Raw genomic sequence first — 19,375 nt, forward strand, 5'->3', positions numbered from 1 at the left:
GCACCATACAACCCCAGCATTTTACGGGCTTTCCCTGCGAATGGCGACTTTTGGCGCGACCTCGCCATTCGTGACTCACTTCGTCGCCATTGTCATGGCTCCGATTGCGCCGTGATGAGGCGCGTGCCGGCCGATCGGCCTAGGTCAAGAATGCTTTGCCCCGTGGAACAGTCCGCTGACCAATGCGCCGACGGCTCCCTCGACGGCGGCCGTTCGACCCATGCGAGCATAGAGGCCATATTGAACGGTCACCGGTTCTGGCAGTCCGGCTGGATGAGGAACAATCCGCATAGTCATGTCCCGGATGCCCTCGGGTGTGATGAGCGCGACCCCGAGACCGTTCTCCACCGCTGCCTGAACGGCGGCCATGCTCGAACTGGTGAATGCGACGCGATGACCGAACCCTGCCTCGGCCAACACCTCGAACATTCGCCGGCGCCATGTGCACGGCTCGGCGAAGACGATCAGATCGAGCGGCCTCCCCGCTTCAGGCATGTAGTCCACGCCACAGACCCATTTCAGGTCTACGCTCCAACTCGCTAAGGCATCGTCCGACACGCCTGAGGGAGACGCGATCATCACGTCGAGCTTGCCTTGGCGCCACAGGGGCTCGATGATCATGGTATTATCCACGATGACGTCGAGACTCACGTCTGGGTGAGTGCGTCGGAAGCGGCCGAGCGCTGTCGGTAACGAAGCGAGCATAGCTTCCTCTGGAAGGCCAATGCGGACCGTGCCTGCCAGAGGGGGTTGGCGCAGGCGCATGGCCGCCTCATCACCCAATGCAAGAATGCGCATGGCATAACCGAGAAATATTTCTCCTTCAGGTGTCGGCGCAACGCCCCGTCCAGTGCGGCGAAACAGCTTCTGCCCCAGCAGATCCTCCAGACGGCGTATCTGCATACTCAGACCCGATTGCGTGCGCCCCATGACATCCGCAGCGCGGCTGAGGTTGCCGAGCCGACACACAATCGCAAAGGTGCGGAGGAGATCGATGTCAACGCTTGAAACTATCATAATGCTTGATACCAGGATGATTCGATATCCGCCTATCTGAATATCGGCTTGTTTGACATCTTGGAAGTGAGCCAACCCTTCTGGAGCGATGTCCTCGATGACGACGACAAGTTCCCAACCCATGGCCCTTCTATTGGCCTTTCTTGCCGTCGTCGCTTGGTCGTCGGCCTTCGTCGGTATCCGCTTCGCTCTGCAAGAGGTTTCGCCCGGAACGCTGGTCCTCCTGCGCTTCCTCGTTGCTTCTTGCTGCTTCATTGCACTTGAACGTGCGGGCCGGATCAGGTGGCCAGCGGGGCGCGACGTGCCTACCCTGGTGCTGATCGGCGTCTTGGGACACGCGGTCTATCAATTTGCGCTGGCGGCCGCACAGGTCAGCATCACCGCCGGTATGGCCGGTGTCTTGATCGCGTTGGCGCCGGCGCTGAGTGCTCTGTTGGCGATCCCCGTCTTGGGGGAACGGGTGTCCCGGCGGGCATGGATCGGAATGGTCGTCGCCTTCGGAGGTGTCCTACTGATCAGCTTAGAGGGAGATCGCGGCTTCCACTTCGAACCGGGGATATTGCTCGGTCTCGTCGCTAGTGCGGCGTCCGCCAGCTACTTCATTCTCCAGAAGCCTTGGCTCGTCCGCTACAGCGCCATCGACCTCACGGCATATGGAGTCTGGTCGGCAACACTCGCCATGCTGGTCTTCGCCCCCGGAATGCCCCTCGCTGTCACCGAAGTGTCGCTTCCAACGGCTCTGACCGTGGCGTATCTCGGGGTCGTGCCGACAGCTCTCGCCTATACGCTGTGGTCTCTGGCGCTGGCGCGTGCACCCGCATCGAAAGTATCGAGCCTGCTTTATCTCGAACCTGTGGCCACCTTCCTGTTGGGTTGGGTGATCCTCGGAGAAATTCCCACGCCCATAACCGTCCTGGGCGCGATCTGCGCGCTCGGCGGTGTAGCCTTGGTCAACCCAGGGATCCCGCTCGATTTGTTCAAATGTATGCGCTGTTGTGGCGGAGCTACGACTTGGTCGCGAGCTACAATGATCCGTCAGCCGACTTCCGTTTCGCAAAGGAAGGCACCTGCTCGGAGGTGCTGATCGCCGAGGACGACGTCGATTGCGTCATCGGCAAGACGGAGGTGGAAGTATGATAAATTCACATTGCCCGCCGTTTTCCGAGTCGTGTTGCTCACGACGGAAAACAGGCGGCAATCATAATGACTTCTGAAGAGCATATGAATTATGGAAAATGCGAATGGGGAAGCGTAAGCGCGTTTTGCTGGCGACCTTCGGCACTCTCGGCGACATCTATCCGTTTATCGCCGTCGCTCACGCAGTGAGCCGACGAGGTCTCGATGTCGTCATTGCTGCGCCCGAAATGCATAGGGGGGCGATCGAGCGCGAGGGCATCGCCTACGCTCGCTTGAGACCACACGAAAACGATATTGTCGGCGCGCTCGGCGTCGATCTTGCCGGCGCCTTCCGCATCATGTTGAAGAACCCATATTTTATCCTGGACGAAATCTATCTTCGCTTCCTCTCCGAAACCTACGACGACACTCTCGCTGCGGCGAAAGGGGCGGATGCGATTGTAACTCATAATCTGCTCGTCGGCGCAAATTTGGCCGCAGAAGCGTCTAGCCTTCCGACTGCGAAAGTCGCGCTCGCTCCGTTGTATGTGCAGTCGGCAGCGAGTCCATCGCTGACTCCTCCCGCGCCATACATCCTTCAGCCTAATTCGCGCTCGGCGATCGGATACAACAAATTGGTCCGCTCATTCATCCGTACCGGCGTGAATATGCGGATGAAGCGCTTCCATTCGCTTCGAAGAGCCCTCGGACTTCCGCGCACGGACGAAGATTTCTTCCTCGATTTCGGGAGGAAGAACGGCGCGTCAAAACTTTTCGGTCTCTATTCCCCACGTCTCGCGCCGCGCCCGGCGGATGGACCGGCCAATATGGAGGTTCCGGGCTTTCCCTTCTACGAGCCTCGAGACGAGGGCAGGCGCCAATTAAGCGACTCTTTGAGGATTTTCCTGTTCTCGGGGAGCGCGCCCATCGTCTTCACCTTGGGGTCCTTCGCCCCACAAGTGTCGGGCGACTTCTACGACGTCAGCCTTAACGCGGCCCGCGCTCTCGGGCGTCGAGCGATCCTGCTCGCGGGAAAGAATGACGCCGCGAGGCTTTCGGCGTCGGTTGGGCCGAATGAGTTCGTCTGCTCCGAGGCGCCGCACGACGAACTCTTCCCTCTCGCCTCATGCGTCGTGCATCATGGCGGGATCGGAACGACCGCCCAAGCATTGCGAGCGGGCAGGCCGCAATTGATCGTTCCATTCTTTGGCGATCAACCTGATCATGGCGAACGGGTCCGGCGCCTGGGCCTTGGAATATCGCTGAAGCTCTCCAGCTATAATTTTCGAAGCGCCACGCGCTCTCTTGGCGAGCTCTGCGATGACAGCTACCTTCGCGCCGCGCAGGAGTTCGCCCAATCTATTCGTGCCGAACCGGGCGTCGAGGCCGTCGCTGATTGGGCAGAATGCGTTTTAGGCGTCGCAGGGCCATCGCGGAACGATTCCGAAGCAAATGCTTGTCCAATCGAAACTCCGCCTGCCAAGTCGCCGTCCGCTGTCAATCTGCATCCAAAATTGCGCACCGAATAGCACTCGCCACATGGCATCGTCGGAAGCCCGCGCGATTGCGGCAGTTGGCGGCGCAGCTCCACATATCCGCACACTGCACATTAATCGAGTTATGTTTAGCACAACATAACTCGACGAGCTCGCGTATCTGCCGTTCAGCGGCTCCGGCGGGGCGCTGCTGTTCCAGCTGCTGAGCAAGCTCTATGAGCGGACCAGCGTCATCATCACGACGAATCTCAGCTTCGGCGAATGGGCCGCCGTCTTCGGGGACGCCAAGATGACGACGGCTCTGCTCGATCGCCTCACTCACCGCTGCCACATCCTCGAAACCGGAAACGACAGCTTCCGGTTCAAGGACAGCTCGGCGAAGGCGGACAAACCTGCAAAGGAGAAGACCAAAACTTGACGACCGACTGACCCGCAAGCCATCTTCAACCCGGGTCACTTCTCAATGGAAATCCTGGGTCAAATCTCGACGGAAATCGACACCTTGTTCTCCGCTGCAATCCGTGCAGCCTTGATCCTGTCACGAAGAAAGGCGAGGCGGCGCCTGGCGTTCGTCGCTTCCTGCTCGGTGACGAATTGCGTCACTGCGCCGTCCAGATCGATGCGCGGAGCTCCAGGAATCATCCCGCTCAAATAATCGAGGCCCGTCACATAGACCCAGAGAGCCTTTCGCACCTTCGCCAGATCGAGATCGGGACGGCGCTCGAGGATGTCGCTGTGAATGCCGATCGCTACCGCTGGCCGGCCGCGGACATCGCGCGGCTTGAAGCAGGCTGGAAAGCTCGTCACCAGCTCGGCGAGCACGGCATGACCTTCGCTCGCGGGGATTTTACGGGATCGCGCTCTGCTCTCGAACTCGAGAAGGAGCCGCTCTGCCTGCCCGATCTCTTCGGATGTGATCGCGGCTCGCGCGACGCCGTCGAGATCGACGCGCGGCAATCCGGCGATCACGCTGCGGTAATATTCCGGACCAGCGGTGTAGACCTGCAGAGCCCGGCCCAGCCGGTCGGAATCGATGTGAGGCCGGCGGAGGAGGATGTCCGCTTCCACCCCGATGGCGAGCGGCGGTTGGTCTTTTACGCCATGCGGTTTGAAGCAGGCGGGGAAGGCGTCGATCAATTCATCGAGAAGCGCGCGAACTTCGGCATGGGAGCGTTTTTGCGCCTCCCTGTCGATCGAGCGCCGCGCTTGGTCTCGTCCTTGGCGCTCTGTCGTGTCGGTCATGAGGACCCGTCTTCGAGATTGGTGAAAATTTCAGTGACTGGCCAACCGGTTCGCGCGATCGCGACTCATTATGGTCGAGCGCGTAGGCCGCGCCGGTCCCCGTCGCAATCGCGCGGCGCCGCGAAGGTCAAGCGCCGCCGGAGAGTTTCGCGCGAATTCGCCGTGCATTGCAAGACCGTCCCGTGATCGGGAAGTCTCGATAGAGATACGCGCACCTCCATGTTCGGCTCGGGACGTCTTCCGACACGAGGAGGTCCCATGTTCGCAGTCATATTTCGTCCAACCCATCGCGGCGATATAGCCCGTCGAAATGCGTCCAGGCTCGCAGCCGCTCTCTTGCTGGCGTTCGCCGTCCCCTCCTTCGCCGGCGATCCTGTTCCCGTTACCGAGAGGGGTCTTCCGGAAACAGTGCGTCCGACCTATCTGGAAAAAGGCGCGCCAAAATTCACCTATCCGATCGGCTCGACCGATGTCGGCTCCGGGGGAGGGAATAATCCCGGCGGCGGCAACGTCGACTACACGGCGTGCAGCGGATGCGATCCATTGCATACGATGAACGCTCAGTCGTGGGGCGGCCAGGCGTGCAACGCTGCGACGATGATCGGCGTAAGCTGCGCGTCGCTCGCGGCCACCTGCGTGATGGAATCCAACTGCAGAAACGTTCAGGGAGCGGGTACAGTCTCAGGCGCGTTTCAAATGACCAACGCGACTTATACGGAGACGATCAATCAGGCGGCGGCCGACAATCCGAATGCCGGAATCGACACGAGCCTGGCCGGCAAAAACGACCCCGCCAATCAAGCGTGGGGGGCCGCGCAATACGAATACAATGGCGCCACGTATCTGCAAGAGAACGGTGTCGACAACCCCACCTTCACCGACGTGCGAGGCTATTACCAGTTCGGACCATCGAACTCCGTAGACTTGGCCAATGCTGGGAACGGCGACAACCTCGAGGCAATTGTTCGCTTATCGCCTCAAGCGATGGCGGCGAACGGCATCACGGCAACGACGACGGTCGGCGATTGGCGACAATCCATCGCCAACCGCGTCGGCCCTTCTGCCGGACAGACCGTGCTGAATTAGCCGCATTACGCGAAGGAGAAAGCATCATGACACCATTGTTCAGCTCGATCTTTGCCGCAAGCCTCCTCGTGATCCAGACCGGAGGGGCTGGCGATTTTACTTCGGTGAGGCCGATCGAGGGCTATAAGTGCTTCAGAGTCTACATCCCCGAAGAACGGAGATTTGATCGTAGCGCGGTTCCTCCGGTGTTCGCGGCGCCGACCGAGGCTTCCAAGTTGATCGGGCATAGTGGGGGGGCCGCATTCGTAAAATGGCCGTTAAACGAGGTCGACGGCTTCGTCGAGATCATCTGGGGAGGCCACAGGATCAAAGCCTGGATTCACAAAGACGTCTTGCGGCCATGGCGAACGAAGTGGACTCCGCCGGGACCAGCGTCCGAGTGCGTTCCGACGCTGATGTCGAACGGGATGATCGGGATCGGCAACGCCATCCCCTATAAACATCAATAGCAATCTGCTCGAGCGCTTTCGCGGATGATCGGCGAATTACGAACCGCGCCATCGCCCAGACGTGTTGTCATGGCGATGGCGTCTCCAGAGGAGGGCGACGGACTCGAGGCGCCGCCGGCGCGGGGGCAGCGTAGCGGCGCAGTCGAGCGAGATCCGCTCCACCGCGACCTCGGCCGCCGAATCATTTTTCCAGACAATGATTTCGGTTAGCCGCTGGCTTGCCGACAGGCGACGGGCTTCAACGTTTTGCGCCGAAGCAGGGTCATCAACACCGGCCCGACAGAGAATTCGCCTTGCTCGGCCTTGGCCGTGAGGACGCGCAAATAACCGCCGGCGCTTTTGATTTCATCGCCGCGCTGCAGAATCGCGGCCACGACGATCGACGCATCGTGCTCGCCCAGAACCTCGAGCGCCCGCGCCCAGGCGTCGGGCGAGACGCCCAGCGCAGGTCGGACGATCGCGGCGGCGGCCCGAAACTCCGCCCAATTGCCGATGTCGCCGCCCTTGGCGTAATCGACGATATCGGGGCACGCAGCGAGCGTCATTGCGAGCGAGTATGCGCGTGGCGCGACGCGTTTCTCTCCGGCCGCCCGGCCGTGGACGCGGGAGGGATCGCTCCGCGCCGCTCTCGGGGCGCCGGGATCCGAACCGCTCGGCTCGGTCCTTTCGGGCCTGCCTTCTCGAAGGCCGAGGTCAATATCATCGAGATCTGTAATTTGTTTCTGTTGGTGGTGCTCATTTGGGGCGGCATTGGCGCTCATATTTCCTTCTTTTGCGCGCGTTTCCAGCAGCTTGCCGATTTCTCCGGCGAGCAGGGCGAACTCGGCCGCCAGGGCGTCGAGCTCGGCTCTCGAGAGATTTCTCGCGTAGCGTCCCGCGAGCGACAGGCATTGGCGATGCAACTCTACCCAATCTCCGGGCATGTTCTCCTCCAGGCCGGTTGCGATCATTTTGACGATGTCGCGCCGCATCAGGGAAATCCGTTCACGCAGGAGAGCGATCGCGCTCTCCTCTGCTCGCACCTCCTCGGCGAGGCGCTCGATCTCGGTCGCTCGCGCCACGAGCGGCGAGAGATCGAAGCCAAAGACCACGTCGATCTGTCCTGTGCCTCGGCGAACGAAGCGTTTCCCGTTGGGGGAATCGCGACGGATGACGAGGCCGACATCGACGAGGCATGCGAGATGACGGCGCAAGGTCGATGGCGCCATGCCATGGGCGCGGATCGACAGCGTCTTGTTCGAGGGGAAGACGACAAGGGGCGCGCCGCCTTTATCCGCCAGAGCGAGCGCGGTCTCCGGGTGGAAACTCAACAGGGCGTGTAGGACGGTCAGCGCCCGATCGGTGACTCCGAGCAGATCCTTGGCTTCGGTGAGGGAGCGAAACAGCCGCCATTTGTGGACGACGGCGTCTGTCGCGCCGGGCCGGCCCGCAAATTCGCTGGCTTCAATCTGAGTAGCCACCATGGCGAGCGACAACGGTCGCCGCCCGAACGGCGTCGCTAAATGTGTCTGCATGATCCTTTGCCTCGTTCAGGCAAAAGAAATCCGCTCGCCAAAACGGCGCCGACTCTTGACAGTGACGCTCGGAAATGATTCCCTGACGTTGCGAATGTTCAGGGGCTTCCGGAGCGGCGACGTTTCGGAGGCCTATTCTTTTGCGCGATGAAACTCCTGATCGTTGGTTTGAAAATTGTTCGGCCGCATGCGTCGTCGACGGACGCGGCGAAACCAATGCCGTGAAAATCGAACGCTATCGCTTCTTCTCCTTTGTTTGACGGTGTGGTCGCGGTGTTCAGGTCGAGTCGGCTGGCGGGGCGTTGTCGCCCGACTCTGATTGCAAATGATTCATACGCATCATTGAGAGGGGTCACCCGGCGTCCGCGTGACCGGTGGGGCAAATGCGTTCTCGGCCGGGAAATACGATATGATCTCGTCGTAGGCGCCCTCGAACGGCAAGAATTCTTCATCGACATCCTCAGCGCCCGGTCGTGCGACCGCGAGCTTCAACTCGTCGTCGAACTCCTGGATCGCATAATCGTCGAATCGCTCCTCCGCGATCGCCTGGAGGACGAGCGGCCGAAGCGCGGACAGACCGAGACGCGCCGCGAGCCTCGCCCAGCCGTACCAGACGAAGGGGTAGTCGCCGAGCTCTTCGTATAGGTCGATCACGAAATTGGCGACGACTTCACGATCGATCATCTCATGATGCACGAGCATCGCTAGCGCGTTGCAGAGGATGTAGTGGCGCGCGAGTCTGTCCGCCTTCGGGTCGCGGGCCGCTTCGAACAGAGGTTCGGGATCCCCGTCGTACACGGCCGCGATGACACGGTGGCCGACGTCGTCGAACACGGGTCCGAAGCCCACGTGTTCGGTGAATTGGGGACATCGGATCAAGCGGGCGATCGGACGATAGGCCCTCTGATCTCCCCATTCGCCCAGAATGAAAAAGATGAAATGCACAGGCGTGTGCTTGCGTATGCGTTCTCGTGGAGACGCAGAAAGAAATTTCTCGATTTCGACGAGGAAGAGAGGAAACATCTCGTCTTGTCGGCGGCAAGCTTCTTCGATCGCGTCTTCGGGCACGGGCCCATCGTAAAAACAGCGGCGAGTGAGGGATCGCAAAATCTCTTCGGGGGGCATGACGGGAGACGTCATGAATGCTCCTTATAATCGAGAAGGCGCCGAAACGCTCCGGGTTCTGAAGCGTAAGCGGGAAATTCGCCGAAATAAATGGCGGCGCTCTCACTTCTGCTTTTCGCTTCATATCCGACTCGTCCTTGCATCGGAGGACATGCTCGTCGCGAATCGACGCGCGTCGATTTTGGCGCGGCTCTGCGCGAATGTTGCAAGAAGTTGGCGCGGCGACGCGAATGCGGGATTCTTTGCTGCGACGAAATGACTCACTCGACAGGATCGGCAATTTCGAGTCGCTCAGCCGGCCAATGCCCGAAAGGAATGAGTCGCGAAAAGCAGTTAGCGCCAAAGCGTAGCTGTAATGGCTCCGCCTGGTGCAGGAGCCGCGTGGCATTGCGTAGGGGCCAGCTTGCTGTATTCTCAGGGGAGACCAGTGACAAAGGCGGCGCGCGCGGTTCCACCTCTAATTTGTGTGCGCGTCGAATTCGATGCAGCGACGTTGAAAGCGGACGCGGAATGTGCGTCACGCAATTTAATTTCAATCGATCAGGGGGCCGCGAAATGACCGCATCATTGCCGCGCCGCAAGCAGCCGCGCGTCACGATTGCCGCGCAAGAGTCGACAGATTTGCCGGACGAAGAACAGCAGGCGCTCATTCAAGGGGGGCTGCTTCGAGAATGCGACGAAGCGCTCGCCCGCTTAATGAAGTTCTCTCGTCAACAGACGCCTGTTCCAGCGTTGAGAGGACGAAAACGGCGCGACCAACGATGCGACGCCGATGACGTTCGATATATCGAGCATATGATTAATCAGATCGTGGCGACCGTCCCAGAGAACGACGACGAAATGATAGGCAAAGCGGCGGTCTATCGGGAATATGCAGATTTCAGCGAGAGGCGACCGGAAGTGATGGCGATCATGTTGCGAGCCGCCAGCGAGGAAATGGAACGGGAGCGGCTTCGAAGGGCAAAATATTCGATCAGAAAGCCGTGAACTTTCGCGGCTCCTATTCGCACAGGAGTCACCTAGCGTCCGGTGGTCGAAAGGAGACCACCATGAAATCGCATTCGCTAACGATCGCCGCGATATTCGCCTCGACGCTTGCCCAGGCCGAACCTGGGATATCCAGGACTGGAACAGAGAATGACGTAGACGCGCCGAGAGGCGCCCCCACATCCGAATTGCCGAAGCGCGCATCGCGCATGGCTCTCGACGCGTCAAAACTTTCGTCCCTTTCGGCGGAGTTTGTCGAGCAGACGCCGGCGCTCAGACATCTCGCGAGGAGCGGCGCGCAGCTATTCGACGCCGGCTCGGCCCATGGCCTTCGCGCAGTCGTCGCGCGACAGCGCGAAGAATTCATGATCTTGCAGGTCACACCGGACGGCGAGGCGATCGTCGCGGGCGCGCAGACTGATTTGTCGGCCGAACTGTTGCTGACGATCGCAGGACGAAAAGATTCTCGCGTGACGGAGCTCGGCTCGAGCCATGGGATGCGTGGGCTGTTCGTCCGCAACGGACGACAGTTCCAGGTGTTCTATGTCACGCCGGATAGCGAGCGGGTGATCCCGGGGGTGATGTGGGACGCGAGCGGAAAAAACATCACGCGCGAACAAGTGGCTCCTCTGCCGGGAGTGGCGCCGACGGTGACGATCGGCGGAGAGAAGGAGACTGGAGCGGTAAGCAACGCCGGCCGGACCACAGCCGTTTCGGCATTGGAGGCCGCCCGCAGCGCGACGTTCGGAACGATCGGCTCAGAAGCCTCGCCGAGGATCTACGTCTTCATTGATCCGTTGTGCGGATATTCGGTCCGCGCCCTGCAGCAATTGCAGCCTTTCATCGCCGCTGGGAGAGTGCTCGTCGCGATCATCCCTGTGTCTGTGCTGGACTACGAGGACGAAGGCCGCAGCACCAAGAGCGCCTTGGCGATGTTGAGCAAGCCAGCCGACCAAATGGCGTCGGCCTGGTCGCATGGAGATTTCAACGGGCCGGCGTCGTATGAAGCGGAAGAGCTGCTTCGACGAAACATGGCGATCGCTGAAGCGATCGGGTTGCGCGGAACGCCGACGGTGATCTGGCGCAAGCAGGACGGCTCCGAAGGGCGCGTCGACGGGCTGCCGGAGGATTGGAACGCGGTGATCGCATCGATAGGGAGCGAGAGCCATGCAGCACGATAAATGGAGCCCGAGACGAACGACGGCGCCGAAAAGGGCCTCGCTGCTGAACCGCGCATGGAATGGCGTCAGATGGATCGGCTCCGTTCCGGGACGCGCATTTCCGAAGCCCGAAATCACCGAAGGGGGTCGCATGCTGTCGCGATTGATCGGAGCGGTTCGTCGCGGAGCGCCACGCGACACGCGCTTTAGAGTCGACGAAGATCGTCGCATCAATCTCGAAGCAACGGCGTTTCTGCATGGAATGAAGCTCTGGCAAGTCGAGGGGCTCTTGCAGCGCCGTCGACGACAAACCGCGCTGGCGGCTTATATCTTCTTCGGATCGGCGTGGGCGCTCTTCGCCTACTGGCTGTTCGAGATCGCGACGACTCCGTGGACTTCCTGGAGCATCGCGCCAGTGCTGGAGTTTGCGCCGTTCTGCTTGTTTCTGTTTCTGACGGCGTTCCAAAGCGCGTTGCAAAATTATCAACTCCGAACGCGGCGGCTGGCGACGGCGTGGGAATATCTCACCACGCCCGAGCAATTCTGGCCGAGCTGAACCGCACGCTCATCGTCGGCTCGACGCCGCCTGCTCTCGGCGGCGTCGATGACCGCGCCGCGCAACGCTCTACACGCCGCACTTTCCGATCGATCTGCGACAAGGCGAAAATTGCTCGGGCGATGCGCAGAAGTTATCTGCGCATCGCCCGACGCATTTCCGGCAAGGGCCGCCGACGTCAGACGGTCGAGCGACGCGGCGGATCGCGGCCGAGGATCTCGCGCCGGCGCCCGATCAGAACGTGCCGGGGGGAGCGTTGCGGGAGCCTCCCGCGGCCCCGGTCGCCCAAGGCGCGGATTCGTAGTTGGGCCGCGTAGCCTGGGTGGAGGGTTCGACCGGCTTGACCACTGTTCCGTTTCTATCGACCACCGGCGACCGCCATTTGGCGTTGGCTTCGCCATAGGCTGCGTAGGGGTCATAGAAGGGATGCCGGACGGTGGGGGCGGGGGGCGCATCGTAATCCGCTGGGGCGTGGACATTTCCCGAGGAACACGCCGCGAGCGGGAGGGAGAGGCAAATCAGGGGAAGAAAAAAGTGTCGCATGATGGTCTCCTTTGGAGAGGCCAATCATGCGACGAGGCTGCGCGTATTTGGTGAGCTATCTGGCGTGTATTAGCTGTCGAGCGCTTTCCAAAGAAACGAGATACGTGGCCCAAGGGCATCAGCGCTGCAAAGGATCTCGCCTTTCGACCACGCATTGACCATCTGATAGACGATGGACTTGAGCTCGGCATATTCCGGCGGCTAGTTTTGCCCTGTTCGGCGGCTTTCAGCAAAGTCCAAAGAGATTGTTCCATCCCTCTTCTGAAATCCTGCGTCTTCGACAGCTTCCTGCGGTGTTCCTCACCCCGGCGATCGGAAATCGCCAGAGATTCGCGCAGGGACTGGACCTCGACCGCTAGCTCGGCATTGCGCCGCCGCTCCTCGTTGAGGAGATCCATCCAGGCGTTGAAATCATTGATATGGATCGAACGCCAGCCGGCGCGATACTCCGCGTCCTGCCGGGCGTTGAGATTGCGCAGGGCCGCTTGTTCGCCGTTGCGAAAGCCACGCCTTTTGCCATTCTCAAAACCATCGGTCTCGCCGCTCGAATAGCCGTCAGAGTGCCCGACCTCATACCAGAGAAGGCCGCCTCCAGAGCCGGGCTCGTCATCGTCACTCATCTCAGGCCTCCTTATTATGATCTCCAACGTCAGTTTGTGCGCTCAAGGTCGAGTCCACGCCCCCACTTTTCGTCGAGCTATTGGCGGGGCCGGTAATACCCTTTCGCGGAGCGGAAAGCGCAGGGATTGACGACGATCCTACATCATTCGCGACATTTTGTCCTGCCGAGTCGGACAGCCGACTTCTCGCATAGTGATCGATCGTGCGCAGCGTTCCTCGCGTGCCGGTCCATGCGGCCGCCTTGCTGAACTCGTCCATATCGACGCGGTTGGCCGGCGAGAAGCCGAGCATCTTCGGCACATGATGTGGGATGAGCGAGATCAATCCGAAGGCTTTGATCGCGACCACGATATGCAGCAAAACAAAAATCGCAAGGAGCACGACCTCCCCGATCAGATTGGTGACGAACCAGCCCTTTTCGAGAACTAAATGCACGGCGACACGAGCTTATGCGGATGAGCCATGAGACCGACGAGAACACGAAATATCCGGCGAAGAGACGAGAAGCATCAGGACCCGGCCGGAAGAGCACATTGAACAGCAGTTCATAGACCTGAATGGCGCGGCCGTGCAGGCCCTCGCCGTCGAAGGTCATATGCGCGACCATCATGAGTGGAACCGCGATCACCGCCTCGAGCACGAGTATCAGATAGCCGGTCACGCCGGCGATCCACATGACCCAGGGAATGAGCGGGAGCACATAGGCGATCATGATGCCGGGAATGAGGAGCGCCAGAAGACCGAAGAACAAGGGCGTCAACAGCGCCTTGAACACGTCCGAGACCGTGGCCAGTCCTGCCGCGGCCGCGCCCCGGCAAAATTTCCGGTCAGGAGCGCGAGAAGGCGGCTGCTCCCGTCTGAACCGTCCCGGACGAGGCCGCGATCGCCAGGCCGAAGGCGGTCAGCGAGGCAGTCATGAGGTATTGGCCGAGGGTGATGAGCGAGCCGAAAGGATCGGACCATTGGTTCGATGTCGGGCCGATGCTGTTGGCGATAAAATTCAACAGCGGCTCGTTGAGATTGATCGAACGAAACACCCGTTCGACCCAGGAGCCGCCTTCACGAGCCGCGGCGTTGCCGAAAGTGTCGGCGTTGCCGGTCGGAGGGGTTGGCGCCATCGGCGGTGTTCACATAGGTGCGAAGCTGCGCGAGGAAATTGTCGCTAGCCTGGATGAGCGGGGCGAGATCGGTCTTGAGCGCATTGCTCCAGCCGCTGTAGCTCGGGCCGTTGACGATGGGCAGGTCGTTGAGCAGGGACAGCGTGCGGCCGTTCAACTGAGCGAAGGTCAGATAATAGGACCCGGCCGACGCCCACCCGAGCGTCGATAGGTCTGTCGTCGTATTGTTGATGAGGCCGAGCTTTCCCGCGCGCGCATCCTGGGGCTTGATGGCGTTCTGCAGCTGCTTCTGAATGTCGCTGGCGGCGGCGGTGAGCTGCTGCGTGTAATCGCGGGTCGCCTTCTGATAGGCGGCCAGCAATGGGTGAGCGCCGAGGTCTGCTTCGTCTGCCAATAGTTCTTTGCGACGCTCTCGGACGACGGGACGAAATGTCCGATGTGATGACCTTCTGGAGAATTTCCTCTGCTTGGCGGTCATGTCGGTGTTGACGCCAGCGATCGGCTGCTGCGCGCCGGTGGGCTGGTTGACTGTGATCGTGCCGCAGCTCGGCGAACCCGTCTGATTGCCGGGGGACAGTGAATAGCCCATGTGGTCGCGCCGGAGACGAGCGTCGGGGTCGGCGCCGGCGCGATTTGCGGATTGGCGGTCGCTTCATTGACGAAGGCCCGGCAGAGCTCATTCTCCAGGACGCCGAGGACGATGTTCTTCGTGCCGGGGATGATCGGAGTGGCGATGACCATCGCATCCGGCCCGATGGCCTTGATCGCGACTTTGAAGTCCCGCCATGCCGATGCCCCACATGGAGGTTTGGACCACGGCGGCCTGGCCGATCGAGAAGCCGGACGTGATCGGAAACATCATGATGGCCGCGAAGCGATCCGCACCACGAACATCGAGGTCATCGCATTGGTGAGGAGATTGCTGGGTCTCGGCGGTGCGATAGATATTCCAGATGGTCAAATAGCACACGTAGAACATGCCGAGAGCCATGGAGAAGCCGGTGAAGCGCCGAGCAGCTCACCGATCACGGTGGCGGCGGAGCCCGTGCATGTCGCGGATTGCGCGCCGCCGTTGCAGCTGCTGCCGTTGATCGGGAAAACCGCCTTGATCACTTCGGCCGCCCAGTCCTGACCGGGATCGAGGGCGGTCCAGCTGACGTCGTAGTTCGGCGCCGCCGGGGTGGCGGATTGAGCGATCGCCGGCGCGGCGCAAGCGATGGCGATGAGGGCGATCGAGAGGGTGGGAAGATTCGGCGTGACATGATGTCCTCGCGTGTCGATCGGGCAAAGCGATTTCGGGAAGCAAAAAGGCGTCAGGGTCCCGGGCTCGGAGAGGGCCGCGCTTCGGGATCGCGGTGGAAGACGGCTTTGATTTTTTCGAGCACTTTTTCGACGATCTCACGGCCCTTTTCGCCGAGATGCTCCAGCATGCTGCCGTCGCCCTCTTTCTTTGGCAGAACGGAAGCAGCCTCACCGACGGCGGTATCGAGCTTTTTGAAATGCTCGTTCCAGTTCGAGGAGTTTGGATGGGAGCCTAGAGCCGAAACAATTCGTTCACGATCACTCCCATAGCGAACGAGCGCATCAGCGGCTCGATCGTAAGCAGCGCCGAACGCGCTATTATCGTTGAGGGCGACATCGAGCTGCTTGCGCAATCCTTCGAACGGGCCGCCAGCCTTCATCCCCTCGATCACAGCATTCATGCCGCCCTATTGTTGGCGGCGGCGTCCTGAATGCGATTGAGGATCGCGGCTCCCGGCGCGTCTCGAAGAGCGCCCATCGCGTCGAGGGCCGCACGCCCGGACGCATCGGCGGCATAGAGCATCGAGTCGTTGCGTTTGGATTGCATGCGCGTGTTCTCGAAGTTCTGCAGGCGCCGTTGGACGTCTTCGGTGTTTGCCTGCTTCTCACGCGCCGACGGTTCGCGCGGCTGTTGGGGGCCTTGCTGCAACGCTGCTTGGGCAGACGGCGTGGGGCCTCGAGAATTCGGCCGATGGCGCTGGCGGAACGTCCGACCACTCCGAGCGCCTTTCCGAACACGCGCCGGACGACGAGCTTTTCCTGAACGATTTGCACTTCATGTTTCGTGGTGGGATCGGTCTCCTCCGGCCTCTCCGGCGGCTCAGGAGCCTTCGGTGACGTCGCCGGAGAGGCCGGCCGTGCGGCCGAGGCGGCGAGATTGCGGTCGTCATTGGCCGGCGTCGAAGCCGCCGCCGCGCCTCCAGCAGCCGAAGCAGGCGTTTGGAGAGAGGCAGCCTGGGGAGATTTCGGCTGCGGGTTCGCTACGTCCCGGACCGGCTCGGACGTGGTCGAAGGCGCGCCGCCGATGGAGACGAAGCGTCGAAGGCCGCGATCTCGATTTTGGCTTTGTCCGCAGGAGTCGACTGCATGTCTGCGGCTTGTTCGGCCGGCTCGGCGGCCGATGCTTCGTTCGCCTCCGACGGCGCCGCGGTAGAGGCAACGGGCGCAGTGTGGCGAAGATCGTCGGCGGCCGCGGGAGAGGTTCGCGAACTCTCGGCCTCGGATGGCCCCTCGGGATCCGGCGAAGGACGGCTGGACGTCACGGACCACGAGGGAGCGGCGGGATCGTCGAAGGCCGCGATCTCCGCCTGCCTCGCGGCAATGATCCCCGTGTCCGCTGCGGCTTCGGAAGCAGACGACGGCGGTTCGACGTCCCCGAGAGGCCTTCGCCGTAGCGGACTCGGAGCCGATCGGACTGCTGGCGGACGGCGCTACGGCGGGCTCTCGGCGCTTGGCCTCCAGCACCTCGAAGGACAGGGCGAATATTTCGCCCTGGACGGCCTTCGTCGCCTGATTCGATTTGGCGGCGATTTCCGCCGCCTTCTCGCGAAGGCGCGCGACGAGATCAGGGTCGTCGAGCGTCTCGGTTTTTTGAAGAAGACTGCGCATCTGCTCGTTCTTGAGCCCGGGGCTCGACGCGGCGAGTTGCGTGAGCTCATCGCGCAGATTCCTGTCGACGCGGAGCGGTTCGACGAGCTTTTCCGCATCCTGAAGCGCGTAGGCGAGATCCGTCTTGAAGTTGGGATCACGGAGCGCTCGTGCGGATTATCCAGAAACGTGTCGGCGACGCGGTCGATCCGGCCGGCGAGCTGCGGATCGCGCGCTTCGATCTGGGGCCGATGTTCCTCGAGCCGAGCGAGCAGATCGACCGTCGACAGATAGTCGCGAGCGCGCGTCAACTCTTCGCTGATGGCTTTGCGTTCGCGTGGGTTCATGGCGCCGTTCAGCTCGGCGCGGAGCTCCTCGACATGTTCGCGTTGGGCGCGTCGACGCGCCGGTCTTCAGAAGCAGAGGTCGGATCGGGCTTGTGGGAGGATTCTCGGGTTCGGTCGGCATGGAATTCTAGCCTCGTGGAGCAGAGAAATGGAGAAGGAATTCGTGTGATGGAGAGCATGGGTCGATCAGTTGGAGAGGTTCGGAGTCGGCAGCTCGACGGCGGGCTTGAGGGTCTGAAGGTCGCGTTCGCGACGGCGGCCAGCGTCGTTGCGTTGACGCTCGCGTTCTTCATCGCCATCCGGTAGTTTTCCAGGAGCAGGTAATTGGTGACGGCGAGCTCGTTGGCGATTTCGCGTTCGACCGCGGCGGGCGTCATGCTCTGCAACGCGCGCCAATTGACGTCGCTGTAGCGGCGATGCACGTCGAGCTGGAGGGCTTGCACCCAGGAGCCGGTGTCGACGGCGGTCAGGCCTTCGTTCTGCATCTGCTGCTTCTGCGCGGCGTTGAGCGGAATCGACGGCGACTGCGCGGCGAGGACCTCATTGAGCACGCTGCGCGCCAGCGAAATGCGCGACTCGTATTGACGGCGACGGACCGACGCTTCCTTCGCGACGAGACGTCATTTGCCCGCCGCGCTGCGCCGTCGGCACGATGGGCTGGATCAGATGGGTGACGAAATCATTGGCGGAATTGACGCCGTCCTGGCCATCATAGGTGCCTGTGCCGAACAGCGACGAGGCGCGCTGGTCGGCGTTTTCCCGTTGCGAAGCGCTGCAGAGGCCCGCGGCGGCTTCGTCCGCAGAACAGTATCGCGAATAGTGCAGCATATTGATCGCTTCGACGGCCTGCGAGGCTCCATAATAGGAGGGCGTTCCCTTCGCCGCTTCCCCGCGTTGGTCGGCGACGGTCTGGATAGCCGCGGCGACTTTCCACGATTGCCCCGCGCCGACCGTGATCGTCTGGCCATTGTCGAGATGAGCGCAATGCAATGGGCTGACGACATGCTCGTCACGGATCAGGGCGTTTCGCTTGTCGCGTTCGAATCGCGCCATCGCGATATTCGACGCGTCGGCGATCTGTCGTTGGGCGGGAGACTGCGCTTTCGCGTAATTGGCGTTTTGGGTAAATCCCTGACGGAGCAGGGTGGTGACGTCACCATAGGTGCTGGAGCCGAGGAGGCTCGCGAGCGGACCACTCAGGCCGAGCTGGCTCGTGATCGTGTTCAAGAAACTATTGGCTTGGTCCTGAAGCTTTTGCAGCGCCTGCTGAACGGCGATCGACGTCGCGTCGACGACAGCCAATTGCGCATTTGCGGGGGGCGGCGCCGAAGACGATGGCGCCGATGACGACGCCCGTCGTCGCGGAAAGAAGATGAGATGTCTTGTTCATAGGATTTGTTCCTCACCAGAGGCCGATCGAGTTGGGAAGCGCGTACCCGGTCGGCGCACGCCGGAGCCATTGACGTAGAGACTGCGCTGCCGCCGGCCCGCCGATGCCGATGTAGCCCATGGGCGGCCTCCGCCGCCGAAGCTCAGCTTGGGGCAGGAGCCCGCCTCCGAGACTTCCGCCGAAGTTGAAGGCGCCGAGATTGAAGCCGCTCAGCGTGATGCCGCATTGCGCGCTGCCGAGCGCCTTTTTCCACGCGTTGGTGACTGCGTTGCAGAGCTGGCCTTCGATGGCGTTGAATAGATTCGTAGGGTCGAGGAGATTGACCAACGACGTTGAGGCCGACGCCTTTCAGAATGTTGTCGAGACAGGTGAGCGACTTGACGGTTTGGGGCGGTGCAATGTCCTTGTCGTCGGCCGCGATCCGCGCCGATGCGGCGCTGGCGGCCTGTTGATAGAGCGTGCCGCACGCGCGGCAGAACCGGACGGCCCGCCGGTTTGCGCCAGAGGCGGTGGTGGAAAGGGCAATCGAAACGGTTGGAGATGATCGTTCGTCTCATCGGTAGAATTCCCTTTGATTGTATTTGTCTCGATGGCGCTCCATCGCGCAGAGGGCGAGAGAGCGAATGCGAAGTTGGGCGGTGATGCGACGAAGCAGCGCGTTTCTGCTCGCGAATCGCGTCGCTCTACGGATCGCGTCGGAAGCGTCTCCCGCCTCGGGC

General features: G+C 61.4%; 22 protein-coding genes and 2 pseudogenes. 10 read left to right on the forward strand and 14 right to left on the reverse strand.

Translation table 11 applies throughout. The annotated features are described in order from the left end of the window. Window positions 1-144 precede the first annotated feature (144 nt). Window positions 145-1,140, reverse strand: a complete 996-nt coding sequence (locus K369_RS03465) for a LysR substrate-binding domain-containing protein (protein WP_051948930.1) — start codon at window positions 1,138-1,140, stop codon at window positions 145-147. Between K369_RS03465 and K369_RS26005 the strand changes: the two genes are divergently transcribed. From K369_RS26005 to K369_RS03480, 3 genes and pseudogenes are all read left to right on the forward strand, one after another. Next, complete coding sequence (locus tag K369_RS26005; RefSeq protein ID WP_051948939.1) at window positions 1,139-2,101, forward strand: DMT family transporter; 963 nt, start codon at window positions 1,139-1,141, stop codon at window positions 2,099-2,101. The genes K369_RS03465 and K369_RS26005 overlap by 2 nt on opposite strands. A 157-nt stretch (window positions 2,102-2,258) precedes the next feature. After that, complete coding sequence (locus tag K369_RS03475; RefSeq protein ID WP_245278076.1) at window positions 2,259-3,662, forward strand: glycosyltransferase; 1,404 nt, start codon at window positions 2,259-2,261, stop codon at window positions 3,660-3,662. A gap of 109 nt (window positions 3,663-3,771) precedes the next feature. Further along, window positions 3,772-4,047 (forward strand): annotated as a pseudogene (locus K369_RS03480) (ATP-binding protein); the annotation flags it as partial. A gap of 59 nt (window positions 4,048-4,106) precedes the next feature. On the opposite strand, the gene K369_RS03485 reads toward K369_RS03480, so the two are convergent. After that, on the reverse strand, window positions 4,107-4,871 hold the full coding sequence (locus K369_RS03485; RefSeq protein WP_036287868.1) for a ProQ/FINO family protein: 765 nt from the start codon (window positions 4,869-4,871) through the stop codon (window positions 4,107-4,109). Between the two features lie 258 nt (window positions 4,872-5,129). Between K369_RS03485 and K369_RS03490 the strand changes: the two genes are divergently transcribed. Both K369_RS03490 and K369_RS03495 read left to right on the forward strand, forming a co-directional pair. Next, on the forward strand, window positions 5,130-5,957 hold the full coding sequence (locus K369_RS03490; RefSeq protein ID WP_156967664.1) for a hypothetical protein: 828 nt from the start codon (window positions 5,130-5,132) through the stop codon (window positions 5,955-5,957). A gap of 26 nt (window positions 5,958-5,983) precedes the next feature. After that, window positions 5,984-6,406, forward strand: a complete 423-nt coding sequence (locus K369_RS03495; protein WP_156967665.1) for a hypothetical protein — start codon at window positions 5,984-5,986, stop codon at window positions 6,404-6,406. 206 nt (window positions 6,407-6,612) lie between these two features. Here K369_RS03495 and repC read toward each other — a convergent pair whose 3' ends face one another. Both repC and K369_RS03505 read right to left on the reverse strand, forming a co-directional pair. Beyond that, the gene (gene repC / locus K369_RS03500) at window positions 6,613-7,920 is read right to left on the reverse strand and encodes a plasmid replication protein RepC (protein WP_051948943.1); all 1,308 of its coding nucleotides are present in this window, start codon (window positions 7,918-7,920) and stop codon (window positions 6,613-6,615) included. A 339-nt stretch (window positions 7,921-8,259) separates the two neighbouring features. Next, window positions 8,260-9,060 carry a DUF1186 domain-containing protein gene (locus K369_RS03505; protein ID WP_084570433.1) on the reverse strand — a complete coding sequence of 267 codons (801 nt, stop codon included), beginning with the start codon at window positions 9,058-9,060 and terminating at the stop codon, window positions 8,260-8,262. A 540-nt stretch (window positions 9,061-9,600) separates the two neighbouring features. On the opposite strand from K369_RS03505, the gene K369_RS03510 reads away from it, so the two are divergent. The 3 genes from K369_RS03510 (at window position 9,601) to K369_RS26015 (ending at window position 11,748) form a co-directional block, all read left to right on the forward strand. After that, entirely contained in the window at window positions 9,601-10,032 is a 432-nt protein-coding gene (locus K369_RS03510; protein ID WP_156967667.1) for a hypothetical protein, read from the forward strand. A 62-nt stretch (window positions 10,033-10,094) separates the two neighbouring features. Continuing rightward, window positions 10,095-11,213 carry a hypothetical protein gene (locus K369_RS03515; protein WP_036287879.1) on the forward strand — a complete coding sequence of 373 codons (1,119 nt, stop codon included), beginning with the start codon at window positions 10,095-10,097 and terminating at the stop codon, window positions 11,211-11,213. 268 nt (window positions 11,214-11,481) lie between these two features. Then, entirely contained in the window at window positions 11,482-11,748 is a 267-nt protein-coding gene (locus tag K369_RS26015; protein WP_156967668.1) for a hypothetical protein, read from the forward strand. Between the two features lie 518 nt (window positions 11,749-12,266). On the opposite strand, the gene K369_RS26020 is transcribed toward K369_RS26015, so the two are convergent. The 5 genes and pseudogenes from K369_RS26020 to K369_RS26025 form a co-directional block, all read right to left on the reverse strand. Further along, a complete protein-coding gene (locus tag K369_RS26020; RefSeq protein WP_156967669.1) occupies window positions 12,267-12,911 on the reverse strand; it encodes a hypothetical protein in 645 nt (214 codons plus the stop codon). 1 nt (window position 12,912) lies between these two features. Further along, window positions 12,913-13,347 (reverse strand): hypothetical protein, encoded by a 435-nt coding sequence (locus tag K369_RS27495; protein WP_051948944.1) that lies wholly within the window; start codon window positions 13,345-13,347, stop codon window positions 12,913-12,915. 79 nt (window positions 13,348-13,426) lie between these two features. Next, window positions 13,427-13,687 (reverse strand): annotated as a pseudogene (locus K369_RS28130) (hypothetical protein); the annotation flags it as partial. Window positions 13,688-13,739: 52 nt separating this feature from the next. Then, window positions 13,740-14,030: a hypothetical protein gene (locus K369_RS24410; RefSeq protein WP_156967670.1), complete on the reverse strand. Its 291-nt coding sequence runs from the start codon at window positions 14,028-14,030 to the stop codon at window positions 13,740-13,742. After that, window positions 13,972-14,619, reverse strand: a complete 648-nt coding sequence (locus K369_RS26025; protein WP_156967671.1) for a hypothetical protein — start codon at window positions 14,617-14,619, stop codon at window positions 13,972-13,974. The genes K369_RS24410 and K369_RS26025 overlap by 59 nt, the downstream gene beginning before the upstream one ends. Window positions 14,620-14,730: 111 nt before the next feature. Here K369_RS26025 and K369_RS24420 point away from each other — a divergent pair, with 111 nt between their 5' ends. After that, entirely contained in the window at window positions 14,731-15,162 is a 432-nt protein-coding gene (locus K369_RS24420; RefSeq protein WP_156967672.1) for a hypothetical protein, read from the forward strand. Between the two features lie 181 nt (window positions 15,163-15,343). On the opposite strand, the gene K369_RS03530 is transcribed toward K369_RS24420, so the two are convergent. Both K369_RS03530 and K369_RS03535 read right to left on the reverse strand, forming a co-directional pair. Continuing rightward, window positions 15,344-15,733 carry a hypothetical protein gene (locus tag K369_RS03530; RefSeq protein WP_036287884.1) on the reverse strand — a complete coding sequence of 130 codons (390 nt, stop codon included), beginning with the start codon at window positions 15,731-15,733 and terminating at the stop codon, window positions 15,344-15,346. After that, a complete protein-coding gene (locus K369_RS03535) occupies window positions 15,730-15,981 on the reverse strand; it encodes a hypothetical protein (RefSeq protein ID WP_036287886.1) in 252 nt (83 codons plus the stop codon). The genes K369_RS03530 and K369_RS03535 overlap by 4 nt, the downstream gene beginning before the upstream one ends. Before the next feature lie 437 nt (window positions 15,982-16,418). Between K369_RS03535 and K369_RS03540 the strand changes: the two genes are divergently transcribed. After that, on the forward strand, window positions 16,419-17,213 hold the full coding sequence (locus K369_RS03540; RefSeq protein WP_036287889.1) for a hypothetical protein: 795 nt from the start codon (window positions 16,419-16,421) through the stop codon (window positions 17,211-17,213). Between the two features lie 61 nt (window positions 17,214-17,274). Here the strand turns inward: K369_RS03540 and K369_RS24425 are convergent, their stop codons facing one another. From K369_RS24425 to K369_RS03550, 3 genes are all read right to left on the reverse strand, one after another. Then, window positions 17,275-17,751, reverse strand: coding sequence for a hypothetical protein (locus tag K369_RS24425; RefSeq protein ID WP_156967673.1), 477 nt, complete (start codon window positions 17,749-17,751; stop codon window positions 17,275-17,277). A gap of 55 nt (window positions 17,752-17,806) precedes the next feature. Next, the gene (locus K369_RS03545) at window positions 17,807-18,568 is read right to left on the reverse strand and encodes a hypothetical protein (protein ID WP_051948953.1); all 762 of its coding nucleotides are present in this window, start codon (window positions 18,566-18,568) and stop codon (window positions 17,807-17,809) included. 100 nt (window positions 18,569-18,668) lie between these two features. After that, complete coding sequence (locus K369_RS03550) at window positions 18,669-18,983, reverse strand: hypothetical protein (protein ID WP_051948954.1); 315 nt, start codon at window positions 18,981-18,983, stop codon at window positions 18,669-18,671. Between the last annotated feature and the right edge of the window lie 392 nt (window positions 18,984-19,375).

Source organism: Methylosinus sp. PW1 (genome assembly GCF_000745215.1).
In the GTDB taxonomy this organism is placed as follows: Bacteria; Pseudomonadota; Alphaproteobacteria; order Rhizobiales; family Beijerinckiaceae; genus Methylosinus.